The 13,017-nt window shown below is 54.7% G+C and carries 10 protein-coding genes; 3 read left to right on the top strand and 7 right to left on the bottom strand.

Annotation, left to right across the window (positions count from 1 at the left end):
• The first annotated feature begins 146 nt into the window (after positions 1-146).
• Positions 147-1,880: an arginine--tRNA ligase gene (gene argS, locus AC236I_RS08975; protein WP_487608770.1), complete on the top strand. Its 1,734-nt coding sequence runs from the start codon at positions 147-149 to the stop codon at positions 1,878-1,880.
• A 101-nt stretch (positions 1,881-1,981) separates the two neighbouring features.
• Here argS and bglB read toward each other — a convergent pair whose 3' ends face one another.
• Positions 1,982-3,121 carry a beta-galactosidase BglB gene (gene bglB / locus AC236I_RS08970; RefSeq protein ID WP_015583999.1) on the bottom strand — a complete coding sequence of 380 codons (1,140 nt, stop codon included), beginning with the start codon at positions 3,119-3,121 and terminating at the stop codon, positions 1,982-1,984.
• A gap of 4 nt (positions 3,122-3,125) precedes the next feature.
• On the bottom strand, positions 3,126-4,709 hold the full coding sequence (locus AC236I_RS08965; RefSeq protein ID WP_104896797.1) for an MFS transporter: 1,584 nt from the start codon (positions 4,707-4,709) through the stop codon (positions 3,126-3,128).
• 360 nt (positions 4,710-5,069) lie between these two features.
• Here AC236I_RS08965 and uspC point away from each other — a divergent pair, with 360 nt between their 5' ends.
• Positions 5,070-5,498, top strand: coding sequence for a universal stress protein UspC (gene uspC / locus AC236I_RS08960; RefSeq protein ID WP_004864087.1), 429 nt, complete (start codon positions 5,070-5,072; stop codon positions 5,496-5,498).
• A gap of 35 nt (positions 5,499-5,533) precedes the next feature.
• Here uspC and otsA read toward each other — a convergent pair whose 3' ends face one another.
• The 5 genes from otsA to AC236I_RS08935 all read right to left on the bottom strand — a co-directional run bounded on the left by otsA (position 5,534) and on the right by AC236I_RS08935 (position 11,450).
• Positions 5,534-6,958, bottom strand: coding sequence for an alpha,alpha-trehalose-phosphate synthase (gene otsA, locus AC236I_RS08955; protein ID WP_004864090.1), 1,425 nt, complete (start codon positions 6,956-6,958; stop codon positions 5,534-5,536).
• On the bottom strand, positions 6,933-7,736 hold the full coding sequence (otsB, locus tag AC236I_RS08950) for a trehalose-phosphatase (RefSeq protein WP_015583997.1): 804 nt from the start codon (positions 7,734-7,736) through the stop codon (positions 6,933-6,935). Before otsB ends, otsA begins: the two co-directional genes overlap by 26 nt.
• Positions 7,737-7,897: 161 nt before the next feature.
• Positions 7,898-8,878, bottom strand: a complete 981-nt coding sequence (gene araH, locus AC236I_RS08945) for an L-arabinose ABC transporter permease AraH (RefSeq protein ID WP_004864095.1) — start codon at positions 8,876-8,878, stop codon at positions 7,898-7,900.
• A 14-nt stretch (positions 8,879-8,892) separates the two neighbouring features.
• Positions 8,893-10,407, bottom strand: a complete 1,515-nt coding sequence (gene araG, locus AC236I_RS08940) for an L-arabinose ABC transporter ATP-binding protein AraG (RefSeq protein WP_004864098.1) — start codon at positions 10,405-10,407, stop codon at positions 8,893-8,895.
• A gap of 62 nt (positions 10,408-10,469) precedes the next feature.
• Complete coding sequence (locus tag AC236I_RS08935) at positions 10,470-11,450, bottom strand: arabinose ABC transporter substrate-binding protein (RefSeq protein WP_004864103.1); 981 nt, start codon at positions 11,448-11,450, stop codon at positions 10,470-10,472.
• An 894-nt stretch (positions 11,451-12,344) separates the two neighbouring features.
• Between AC236I_RS08935 and AC236I_RS08930 the strand changes: the two genes are divergently transcribed.
• Positions 12,345-12,848, top strand: a complete 504-nt coding sequence (locus AC236I_RS08930) for a non-heme ferritin-like protein (protein ID WP_004864107.1) — start codon at positions 12,345-12,347, stop codon at positions 12,846-12,848.
• Positions 12,849-13,017 lie beyond the last annotated feature (169 nt).

The raw sequence follows: 13,017 nt of genomic DNA, 5'->3' as shown, positions 1-13,017 counted from the left end.
GAGTGGCTATTCATTAAGCGTGCTGCCCGGCAACGCGCGCACGGTGCTGACGCATGGGCGCAAATGCAGTATACTCCTGCCCTAATTTGTCCACATTCCGGCGCTGCCCCATAGGGGTTATAGCGCCTTAAACGTAAGGTATTCCGGTGAATATTCAGGCTCTTCTCTCAGAAAAAGTCAGCCAGGCCCTGATCGCGGCAGGTGCGCCTGCCGATTGCGAACCTCAGGTCCGCCAGTCAGCAAAAATCCAGTTCGGCGACTATCAGGCCAACGGCGTGATGGCAGTAGCGAAAAAACTGGGTATGGCGCCGCGACAACTCGCAGAGCAGATACTGTCTCATCTCGACCTTAACGGGATTGCTAACAAGGTTGAAATCGCCGGGCCCGGCTTTATCAATATTTTCCTCGATCCGGCCTTTTTAGCGGAAAATGTGAACAGCGCGCTGGCGTCTGAGCGTCTGGGCGTCGCCCGGCCGCAGGCGCAAACTATCGTCGTTGACTACTCCGCCCCGAACGTCGCCAAAGAGATGCACGTCGGCCATCTGCGTTCCACCATCATCGGTGACGCTGCCGTCCGTACGCTTGAATTCCTCGGTCATAAGGTGATCCGTGCGAACCACGTCGGCGACTGGGGCACTCAGTTCGGCATGCTGATCGCCTGGCTGGAAAAACAGCAGCAGGAAAACGCCGGTGAAATGGCGCTGTCCGACCTCGAAGGCTTCTACCGCGATGCGAAAAAGCATTATGACGAAGATGAAGTCTTTGCCGAACGCGCCCGTAACTACGTGGTAAAACTCCAGGGTGGCGATGCTTACTTCCTGGAGATGTGGCGCAAGCTGGTTGACATCACCATGACACAAAACCAGATTACCTACGATCGTCTGAACGTCACCCTGACCCGCGATGACGTCATGGGTGAAAGTCTCTACAACCCGATGCTGCCGGGCATTGTTGCCGATCTGAAAGCCAAAGGTCTGGCCGTCGAGAGCGAAGGCGCGACCGTGGTGTTCCTTGATGAGTACAAAAACAAGGAAGGCGAACCGATGGGCGTCATCATCCAGAAAAAGGATGGCGGCTACCTCTATACCACTACCGATATCGCCTGTGCGAAGTATCGTTATGAAACGCTGCACGCCGACCGGGTGCTCTACTACATCGATTCCCGTCAGCACCAGCACCTGATGCAGGCGTGGACGATCGTGCGTAAAGCGGGCTATGTACCGGAATCCGTGCCGCTGGAACATCACATGTTCGGCATGATGCTGGGCAAAGACGGGAAGCCGTTCAAAACTCGCGCCGGCGGTACCGTGAAGCTGGCGGATCTGCTGGATGAAGCGCTGGAACGCGCGCGCCGCCTGGTGGCCGAGAAAAATCCGGACATGCCTGCCGATGAGCTGGAACAGCTGGCCAATGCGGTCGGTATTGGCGCAGTGAAGTATGCCGATCTGTCCAAAAACCGGACCACCGATTACGTATTTGACTGGGATAACATGCTGGCCTTCGAAGGCAACACCGCGCCGTATATGCAGTATGCCTATACCCGCGTGCTCTCCGTCTTCCGTAAAGCGGAAGTTGACGAGCAGGCGCTGGCTGCGGCACCGGTGATCATTACCGAAGCGCGCGAAGCGCAGCTGGCCGCGCGCCTGCTGCAGTTCGAAGAGACGCTGACCGTTGTGGCCCGCGAAGGCACGCCGCACGTCATGTGCGCCTATCTCTACGATCTGGCGGGCCTGTTCTCCGGTTTCTACGAGCATTGCCCGATTATCACCGCCGAGAGCGAAGCCGCACGCAACAGCCGTCTGAAGCTGGCGCAGCTGACGGCCAGAACCCTGAAACAGGGTCTGGATACGCTGGGTATTGAAACCGTCGAGCGGATGTAAGTCGGCGGGGGATTTTGTCGCCCCGGCTAGCCGCGCGCTGCCGGGGAAATGCCTGATGGCGCGGTGCTTGTCAGCGTCTGTCAGGGCGATCAAATCCTGCCTTAGAAGTATTTGCGCAAATACTCCGTCAGACACAATATCGCCATTGCCTGACCATACGGCATCGAAGTCAGCGGGATCTCGCGGTAAAAGTCGAGATTGCCGCCCATCCCGGTCCCAAACGAGGTCTGTAACAGCTCGCCTTCCGGGGAGATATTTTTCACCACCCCGCGAATCGCCTTCTCCGCCACCTCGGCGTACTCCGCCGCGACATAGCGCTTACGCACCGCTTTCAGAATGCCATAGGCAAATCCGGCGGTGGCCGATGCTTCCAGGTACGAGTGCGGATCGTCCAGCAGCGTATGCCACAGGCCGCTGTCATCCTGACATTTTGCCAGCGCGGCAATTTGCGCATTCAGCACCTGGATCAAATAGCGTCTGACGGCGCTGTGCTCAGGTAAATCAACCAGTTCAAGGAAATCGGGGATCACCATCGTCAGCCAGCTGTTACCCCGCGCCCAGCGAGCGCGGGCGAAGTTATGCTGACCGTCATAGCTCCAGCCGTGAAACCACAGCCCGGTTTCCCGATCCATCAGGTTCTGAACGTGAAGTAAAAACTGATACACCGCCTCTTCCACATACTGCGGACGATTGAGCAATTTACCGATTTTAGCCAGCGGCAGTACGGTCATCATCAGCGTATCGTCCCACATCTGCTGATGGTTCTCTTCCGCCAGCGTGATGTGCTGCATTCCCCCATGCTCCGTGCGCGGCATCTCATGCATCGCCCACTCCGCCCAGCTATCGAGCCAGGGCAGATACTCCGGTCTCCCGGTCTCTTCGTAGCGCCAGGCCAGGGTCAGGAATGGGGCCATGGTATTAACGTTCTTCGTGGTCGCCCCTTCGGCGAAGCGATCGGCAAACCAGCTGTCGATAATATCGCGCATCGCCGTGTCCCCGGTCTGCTGGTAGTACTGATGAATACCGTACAAACCTACGCCATGCGTCCACTCCCAACCGGCCCACCCTTTGGTATCAATGACCCGCCCGTCGTCCAGCCGCAGCAGAAACGTCCCCGCTTCATCGCGAATATTGACCAGATTATGGGTCACTTTTTGGATCAGCGACTGCAGTTCATGGCGGCTAATAAAATGCGCCGGCTGACGCAGTAACGGGCTATGTTTGACAGGCCACACCTTCATCTCTTTACCCTCTGTTGTATGTCGATTTCATTTCAGCACCCTGCTTCAGCGATGGCGCGGCAGGTTTATTGCGGTTCAGATAACCAATATTGTTATTTCCCCACAGCGCGTCGAACGGCATGCCGGCCAGCATCTCAACCACCGCGCGATCTTCCGCTGTCGCCAGCTCTGGCTGTGCGCGGCCCGAGCGACGCATTTTGAGCGTCTCCGCCCGCAGCACGCTATGCGTGGCAAGATTGAGCCTGAAGCGCAGGGAGACGAGGAAACCGCAGGCCAGCACCGCCAGCGTGCCGACGCTCAGGATCAACAGGATGGTATGGCTCACTTCATAGGGCTGGGTCTTCTGCCCGGAAACAAACCCCGAGAGCTGCATAATGATACCCACCAGCATCACCGCGCCGGCCTGAGAGGCTTTGCGCGTCAGCGTCATAATGCCGGCAAAAATCCCTTCACGACGCTGCCCGGTGATGACCTCATCCACATCCGCGATATAGGTGTAGGTATTCCATGGCACATAGTTGATTCCGCCACGCCCAAGTCCCGCGACGGCAGAGATCAACAGCAGCAGCGAGTAGACATCGCTCAGTCCGGCGTAATAGAGAATCGCGTAGGACAGCGAGCTCAGGCCAAACAGCACGACCACCATACGATACGAAGGGGCGGGTCCGAAGCGAATACAGAGCGGAATCATGGCGATGACGGCAATAAACTGGAAGATAGCCATCGTGCCCAGCAGGTTGGACGCCATTGAGGCCTCCTGCATCAGCACAAACACCACGTAGTAGGTAAACACGGCATTAAAGACGTCCTGAGCGATATAGCCGCCAAGGTACATCCCCAGGTGCTGGCGGAAAATCTTAATCCGCAGCGTCGAACTCAGCTCAATAAACAGGCGATTGAGGCTCTGAGCCAAAGACAAATTGCGCTTCTCTTCTTCCGCCCGCAGCGCGGCTTCGGACCACTCTTCCCGCGGACGTTCCCAGGTAAAGAACCAGACGAAGGTCAGCATCAGCGCGCACAGCACGGAGAAGACGAGACTTGCGTAGAAAAAGGAAACCGCATTGTCCTTACCAAACTGGGTCAGCAGAATGCCCGGCAGGAATGACGCCAGAATGGCCGACATCTGCGCCATCGAAATACGCGCGCCGGAGAATTTGGTTTTTTGTTTAAAATCATCCGTCATTTCCGGTACCAGCGTTTCATACGGCACCAGAATCATGGTGTAGACGATATCGAACAGCAGATAGGTGAGCAGGTAATACCAGAATCCCATATCGCTAACCCACATGATGGAGTAGCTGAACACGCAGGGGATGCCGAGCAGAATAAAGAACTTACGTCGGCCAAAGCGTTTGCCGAGCCACGTGGTCCCAAAGTTATCGGTCAGAAAGCCCATCAGCGGGCTGATCACCGCATCCAGCACTCTCGCCGTGGCAAAAATCAATGTTGCTTCAATAGGGGAAAGGCCGCAGAAGGTGGTGTAGAAGTAGAGGAGCCAGGCCGCGGTCAGCGCGGTGGTCCCGGCGCCGAGGAAGTCGCCCGAGCCATAGGCCAGATAATTAACTAAACCGATTTTACGTGTTTTCATCGCCGTAAATCCTGTGTCTTTTTTTTAGTGAACTCCGACAAGCTTTCTGGCTTAGCCAAAAGGGAGTGGATACATGGCTACAGTAGAAGTATGAGAACAGGGTTACCTTTTCGTTTTTGCCAGCCCGCCCCCGTCCATGGCAAAAATACAAAGAGTCGACGGACACGCATCACCTATTTATAAAACAGCATTTCCTTTATAACAAAACGCATGTCCAAAACTAAAATTTGGTCGATGAAAACGTGATTTATCTCCACCAGAAATCAGTCGCTTAATGTGTGATGAACAGGGATTGCGGGAGATAAAAAATGAGAGTAAAGAAAGTATGAAGGGTTATTTCGCGTATCTGAAGGAGGCCTGATGTCCTATTCTCATCTGCTCGTTGCCGTCGCCCCAACGCCGGAAAGCCGCGTGCTTATCAATAAAGCGGTCTCTATCGCACGTCCGCTGGATGCCAAAGTCAGCCTGATCACGCTGGCCACCGATCCGGAGTTATATAACCAGTTTGCTGCGCCGATGCTGGAAAACCTGCGGGACTTGATGCATGAAGAAACGCGAGATTTTCTCTCCGGACTGGCGAAAGAAGCCAATTACCCTATCGACAACGTGACGATTGCCAGCGGCGAACTCAGCCACCACATCAAAGATTTTTGCCAGCAGCATCACGTGGACCTGGTGATATGTGGCAATCACAACCACAGCCTGTTTTCGCGCGCCACCTGCTCGGCGAAAAGCATCGTCGGCAGCAGCGGCGTGGACGTTTTACTGGTCTCTCTGGAAAAAGGCTGACGCCAAAGGCGTCAGCCTGTATCCCGCTTACCGCGCTACGCCAGTTTGGGGAAAGTTGAGACTTTGCGTTGCAATCGGCTCTCCTCACTGCGCGGTTCGATCTGCTGCAAATCGCTGATGAACCGCTCCTGCCAATGATGGATATCGTTATCCTTGATGACCGCCAGCATCTCCGCATGACGCGCAATGCGTTCCGCCAGCGGCATCGTCAGACCACGATCCAGCGCCGCGGCCACCTCATCGCGATCGTAGGGATTGACGATCAGCGCACTGGTTAGCTCATTCGCCGCCCCGGCAAACTGCGACAGGACCAGCACGCCCGGGTTCTGCGGATCCTGGGCAGCAATAAACTCTTTCGCCACCAGATTCATCCCGTCGCGTAGAGGCGTCACTAACCCGACATCGGAATAGCGGAAGATCTTCATCAACAGTTTGCGTTCAAAATGTTGATTCAGGTAGTACAGCGGCGTCCAGCCCAGCTGTCCGTACTGGCCATTGATTCTGCCGCTGGCGGTCTCCAGCTGATGGCGAATATCCTGATAGGCCTGTACTTCGCCGCGGGAGGTTGGCGCAATCTGCGTATAGCGAATCTTGCCATGGTGCTGCGGGTATTTCTCCAGCAGGGCTTCATAGGCGAGAAAGCGCTCCGGCAGGCCTTTAGAGTAATCCAGTCGCTCAACGGAGAAGATATTTTTTACCCCCTTAAGCTCGCTTTTCAGCTGTGCCAGTTTGGGCGGCAGCGGCCCCTTCGCACTGCGCGCAATCTCGTCAGGATCGATGCCTATCGGGTAAACCTCGGTGCGGAAATGTTTGCCCCATGCCTCATGGCGTCGGCCATCTCGCGTTACTACCCGGGTCTGTAGCGAGACGCTATCAAGAAACGCCACTCTGTCGTTATCGGTCTGGAAGCCAAGCAGATCGTAGTCACAGAGCTGCTCAAGAAGCTCGGCATGCGGAGGCAGCGCGTTAAAAATCTCTGGCGTCGGGAACGGAATGTGCAAAAAGAAACCGATACGGTTATTGACCCCGAGCTTGCGCAGCTCGCTGGCAAAAGGCAGCAGATGATAATCATGAATCCACAAAATATCATCGGGCTCAATCAGCGGGAGAAGCTTCTTCGCCAGGTTGGCGTTAACCCGCAGATAGCCGTCCCATGACGGACGCTGGAAGTCCACCAGATCCAGGCGATAGTGAAATGCCGGCCACAGCACGGCGTTGGAAAACTGGTTGTAGTATTCGTCATGATCCCGTTCATTGAGCGTAAACGAGGCCCAGGTGATATTGCCTCGCGTCACCGTGTTTAGCGGTTTCTGGTCATCGCCAATCTCTCCGCTCCAGCCAAACCATAATCCACCGGCGGCCTTCAGCGCGCCCAAAATGCCCACGGCCAGGCCACCCGCGCTGGCCTTTTTATCATCCGGTGGCGCAATACGATTAGATATTACGACTAAGCGCCCCATAACCCTCCCTCCTGTCATTTTGCGCATCAGGTTGTTGCTTATTATTTGCGATGCTGATTAACCAATGCTGAACGGCCGCGACATCCGGCAGACGCCATTGCGCCTGGGTGTCGCCCTTGCCAACTTTTACCGACATGCCGCCGAGCTGATTCACGACGTTGAACCCGGCTTCGTCCGTCAAATCGTCGCCAACGAATACCGGTTTACGCCCCTGAAACGGCGCCTCCTGCATAAACGTCGCAATCGCTTCCCCTTTATTGACCCCACGCGGCTTAATCTCCACCACGCACTTACCCAACTGCAATGCGAGGATGGGGTAACGTTTGACAATCCCCTGCGCCAGCGATAGCGCCGCGCTCTGGTACGTCGGCGCCTGGCGATAATGCAGCGCAAACGCCATGCCTTTGTGTTCCAGCTCACATCCCGGCATCGTCTCCAGCGCCGCCCGCAGCTGCTCATCCAGTTCCCGGAGCAGCGCATCAGGAAGCGTGACGATGTGCGTTTTACCATTGATATCGCGGCGTTCTGCCCCGTGAACACCGGCCAGCGGCAGCCGGTATGGATGGGTAAGCGCATCAAGCTCAACCATTGAGCGCCCTGAAATCAATGCCACCGCCCCACCGTGCTGCTGCGCAAGCTGCCGCAGCGCCTGAAGCGCCTGTGTGGGGATAACAACCTGATCGGGATGAGGTTTGATATCGGCAAGCGTGCCGTCGAGGTCAAAGAAAAATGCATGATGTTCGGTTGGCACAGGCGGTACAGATATCTTGTCAGCCACCCTGTTCTCCTCCTTTCATGGCCAGCACAACGCTGGTTGTTAACGGATTGTTAGCCATGTAAGTATAGACAGTGTGACCGGGATCGCCATTTTTGATAGCTATCGCCAGCGTAGCGGGCGCTGGCGATAATCAGGGATTAGACTAAAAGGTTGGGGGATTATTAAGCAGCCCGTTTTGCTTTTTGTTTATAACGGTCGAAGATAACCGCCGCCAGCAGAATCACCCCGCGCACCACGTACTGAGAGAACGGCGAGATATTGAGCAGGTTCATGGCGTTCTCTACGGTGCCGAGGATCAGGATCCCGGCAACCACATAAGAGATCTTACCGATCCCGCCTTTCAGCGACACGCCACCCAGCACGCAAGCTGAGATAACGATCAGCTCATAGCCAATCGAGGTCATCGGCTGGCCGCTGGTCATGCGCGAGGCGAGGATAATCCCGGCGGCCGCAGAAACCACGCCTGAGATCACGAAGATAATAATTTTGGTCCGCACCACCGGCACCCCCGCCAGACGGGCCGCCTCTTCATTGCCACCGATAGCCAGCGTATTGCGGCCAAAGGTGGTTTTGTTGAGCAGTAAACCAAAAACAATCAGGCAGGCGACGGTCAGCCAGATCGGGGCCGGCAGGCCAAACCAGTTGGCATAGCCTAAGGTAAAGAAGCGCTCATCTTCAATGCCGACCGCCTTTCCGTCGGAGATAATATAAGCCAGGCCGCGCACAATCTGCATTGTGGCCAGCGTCGTGATCAGGGCGTTAATTTTCAGCCGGGCAATCACGAAGCCGTTAACCAGCCCGCTGATTGCCCCCAGCAGCAGACCGGCGGCAATCCCTATCCACATGCTTTCCGTCAGATTAATCACCACTGCCGTCGTTACGCCAGCGCAGGCGATGACCGATGCCACCGACAGATCAAAATCCCCGGACGCCAGGCAAAACAGCATGCCGCAGGCCACCATACCGGACATTGAGATCGCCAGCCCCAGCCCTTTCATATTGATAAACGAGGCAAAATTGGGTACAAAAATCACGCAGCCGATAAACAACACGGCAAAAACAACCAGCATGCCAAACTGATCCCAGATTCGGGCAAAGCTAAACGAACTCTGGCGGGCATTAGGGGTAGTAACAGAGGACATTATTGACTCCTTACTCAGGCGACCGCCTGGCTCACTTTTGGCATCGCAAGGCTTAACGCCTGCTGTTCATTGGCATCATCATGCAGCAGTTCGCCCGCCACCTCACCTTCGCGCATCACCACGATACGATCGGCCACGCCGAGCACTTCGGGCAAATCGCTGGAGGCGAAAACGACGGCGACACCGGAGGCCGCCAGGGCATAGATAACGTTATAAATTTCATGCTTAGCGCCCACATCAATGCCGCGGGTCGGCTCATCCAGCAGGATCACTTTCATCTCTTCCGACAGCCAGCGTCCCAGAATCGCCTTCTGCTGGTTGCCGCCGGAGAGATTCATAATCAGCTGTTCGGGGCCCGGGGTTTTGATATTAAGCGACTTAATATGCCGATCGGCGTTGTGCGCTTCCCAGCCGTTGTTAATGATGCAGCCCGCGTGAATATGCCGGCGACGCGCGCTGATATTGATATTGTCGCGTACGGAATGGACCGGAATAATGCCCTCCGCTTTGCGGTCTTCCGGGCACAGCATCATTCCGGCCTCGATAGCCTGTGCCGGTTTGCGAATATCGATCGCCTGCCCGTCGATATACACCTGACCGCCGGTGATACGGGTTCCGCCAAACAACCCTTTCATCAGCTCGCTACGCCCGGCCCCGACCAGCCCAAACAGGCCGACGATTTCCCCGCTGCGCACCGACAGATCTACCGGCCTGCGGACGCCGGGCGCTTTGACCTGCTCCAGGCGCAGACGCTCTTTGCCATACTCACGCGGTTTCCAGCCGTAAACATCGCCCAGCTCGCGCCCGACCATCGCCTGCACCAGCGCGTCATGACTCACGGTCTGCATATCATCGAAGGTGCGTACGTAGCGGCCATCTTTAAACACGGTGATCGCATCGCTGAGCGCAAAAATCTCCTCCATGCGGTGCGAAACATAAATAATCACGCGCCCTTCCTCACGCAATTCGCGGATGACGCGAAACAGATGGTCGATCTCGCGCGCCGAAAGAGAGCTGGTCGGTTCATCAAATGCGATAACCTTTGCGTTACGGGTGAGCGCCTTAGCAATCTCAACCATCTGCCACTGGCCGATGGAGAGGTATTTCAACGGCGTTTCCGGGTCGATATCCAGCCCCAGATGTTCCAGCTGCAGCCGCGCTTCGTAGTTGAGCAGCGAGCGGTTCACTAAGCCGTACTTATGCGGGATTTGGCCGAGGTAGATATTCTCCGCGACGGTCATTTCCGGAATCAGGTGCAGCTCCTGATAAATGATTGCCACTCCGGCGTTCAGCGCTTCGGTAGTGTTGCTGAATACGCGCGGTTGGCCGTCTATCTGCAGGTCGCCGGCGGTAGGAATATAGTTGCCGCTGAGAATTTTCAGCAGCGTCGATTTTCCGGCTCCATTTTCCCCCATCAGGGCGTGGATCTGTCCGCTATAGCAGTCAAAGCTAATATCGGAGAGCGCCTTAACGCCGGGAAAGGTCATGGTAATGCCGCGAAATGAGAGATAAGGGGTAGACTGTTGCATAACAACTCCGCTCTTCTATGCTCAGCCTCCCGCAGGCTGCGGGAGGCAGGGTCAACCAGGCCTTACAGCCCTTTTTTCGCCAGCTCTTCTTTGAAGTTGTCGCGCGTGATCAGCACCACATCGGTGACCGCAGTGAATTTCGGCGGTTCTGCGTCTTTTGTGACCCAGTTGTAGAGCATCTCGCTGGTTTTATATCCGTGGATATCCGGGCTAGGCAGCAGAGAACCGTAGAAACCGGTCGCCTGCGCTTTGGAGAGTTCGTTAACCGCATCCACACCATTAATGCCAATGCCAATCACATCCCCGGCTTTAAAGCCCTGACCTTCGGTGGCGCGCACGCCGCCCAGTACGGTGTTGTCATTCATCCCCACGATCAGCCAGTGCTTCACCTGAGGATGCTGTACCAGCATCGAGTTACCGGCGTCGAAGGCGCCCGGGATATCGTTGGATTTAGTCGGCACGCGGTAGATCTGTTGGTCAGGGAAACCGGCCGCTTTCAGCGCGTCGATGGAACCCGTGGTACGACGACGGGCGGTATCGAGTTCATCAGCGGTAATCGCCATCACGCCGGTATCCTTCACATCCCAGCCGCGTTTTTGCATCTCTTTGTACAGCTCCTGCCCCTGACGGGCGCCAATTTCACTGGCGGCCATCATCACCAACGGTACGCTCTCCATCGGTTTACCTTTCGCATTCACGAACTGGTCATCGACGGTGATGACTTTCATATCGTATCCGCGCGCTTTAGCGACAATCGCCGCCCCGAGTTTCGGGTCAGGTGTACAAATAACGAAGCCCTTTGCCCCGCTGGCCGCCAGGCTGTCGATGGCATTCAGGGTTTTCTCACCATCCGGGACCGCAATTTTAATTACCTCAAAGCCCAAATCTTTGCCGGCCTTATCGGCAAATTTCCACTCGGTTTGAAACCAGGGTTCTTCCGGTTGTTTGACCAGAAATCCGAGTTTAAGCGTTTCAGCCATAGCTGATTGTGACATAACCGCAGCGAGACCGATCGCCGCCAGCGCTTTAGTAAATTTGTGCATGGTAAACTCCAGCTTTATTTCGCTTTTCTGTAGGGAAGTATCGGACTTAATTTTTTTATCGGACGTAAAACAAGGCATTAGAAAAATTGCACACCGAACTGCCGTTGTTCATTAAGTAATAACTGGAAATCAATTCTCCATACGAGAGCATTATCACATCGCGGAATTACAGTAATTGCGTGCATAGATTTAGCGAAAAATGACATAAAAAAAGAGCTAATTGTCAGACAATTAGCCCTGCACATAGCAATATTATCCATATCATCAGCAGACTTATCCTTGTCGCTACCGCCGCCTGCTCTCAGGAGATGTCCCGAAAGTGCTGTGCCCCCTTTTTCAGCCGTTTCCCTTACCGATACGACTTCTCACAAGATGAAATATCGCACAGGAGAATTTTATTACCGTTAATAACAGAATACACCTCATCATCCCGCTTATCTGGTCCTGTAAAAATGACGTCACTCAATCATTTCTCGTGATTTCTTTTTTACCGAATGGTTGATGCGACATGACCGAATTATGACCTCAGGATTAAATTCATATTTAATTAATATGTCGTAGGCATCATCCATATCATAAAAAAAGCCATAAAAATAAATTCAATAAAATCATCAAGATATGGATATTAAAATCAAGTAAAAGACAAAAACAACACGCTTTATAAGGATGTTGTAACGAAACGTAAACAGATGCACTTGAGAGTTTTCTTAGTCTATTATTGAGGGTATTCTATATATATCGGCAGGCGCTAATTAATTACCGATACACATAGGGAAAGTGCAAATTCATTATTTTGCCGACAATGTTACGCGTAAAGAGTCTCGCATTTTATCGTTCACCGGCGAAGATTCCCGACGCGTGAATGATACCTCCAGCTTAATAAGGATATTTTTTATGGTCGTTTCAGGAATGGCTCAAAAACTCAATAATCAGATGAACCTTGAGTTTCATGCCTCAAATTTATATCTGCATCTCAGCGAATGGTGCGAACAGCACCGTCTGAACGGCACCGCCATCTTTTTGCGCTCCCGGGCACAATCCCACGTGACGCAGATGATGCGCGTATTCGATTTTATGAAGACCGGCGGAAACTGGCCGATCGTCAAAAATGAAGGCAGCTACAGCTATAACTGTCACTCCCTCGAAGATCTGTTTACCACCACCCTGGCCGATTATGAACAGCGTAGCAGCATGCTGTCCGGATTGACCGAAGAGGCTAAAGCGCAACGCGACGACACCACCTGGCGCTTCCTGACGCTGCTGGAGAAAGAGCAGCAGCAGGACGGCGTGCTGTTGCAAAGCGTGCTTGAAGAGGTTCGTAACGCGGATAAAGCCGGCCTGGGTATGCTTCAGACCGATCGCCGCCTGCTCAGTCTGGTGACACGCCGCCAGGATTAAGGCCATCGCGCCGGCATCACATCAACCGTTCTCTCAGCGAGTATGGATCCCGAGAGAACGGCTTTCGCATCGCAGCATAGCGATCGCCCTGGCCGGCGCAACCGCGCAGCGTTGGCACTAAAACCCGCCGGACGATGCCCTGCAGACCGCCGTATGGCCACCGTTCCGC

This window comes from Klebsiella sp. Sb-30, assembly GCF_057652795.1.
This window is presented reverse-complemented; position numbering and strand designations above follow the sequence as displayed.

Coding starts and splice junctions, on each gene's coding strand:
- AC236I_RS08930 (WP_004864107.1), top strand. CDS start 12,345: ATGGTCGTTTCAGGAATGGCTCAAAAACTCAATAATCAGATGAACCTT.
- bglB (WP_015583999.1), bottom strand. CDS start 3,121: ATGAAGGTGTGGCCTGTCAAACATAGCCCGTTACTGCGTCAGCCGGCG.
- araG (WP_004864098.1), bottom strand. CDS start 10,407: ATGCAACAGTCTACCCCTTATCTCTCATTTCGCGGCATTACCATGACC.
- AC236I_RS08965 (WP_104896797.1), bottom strand. CDS start 4,709: ATGAAAACACGTAAAATCGGTTTAGTTAATTATCTGGCCTATGGCTCG.
- AC236I_RS08935 (WP_004864103.1), bottom strand. CDS start 11,450: ATGCACAAATTTACTAAAGCGCTGGCGGCGATCGGTCTCGCTGCGGTT.
- uspC (WP_004864087.1), top strand. CDS start 5,070: ATGTCCTATTCTCATCTGCTCGTTGCCGTCGCCCCAACGCCGGAAAGC.
- araH (WP_004864095.1), bottom strand. CDS start 8,878: ATGTCCTCTGTTACTACCCCTAATGCCCGCCAGAGTTCGTTTAGCTTT.
- otsA (WP_004864090.1), bottom strand. CDS start 6,958: ATGGGGCGCTTAGTCGTAATATCTAATCGTATTGCGCCACCGGATGAT.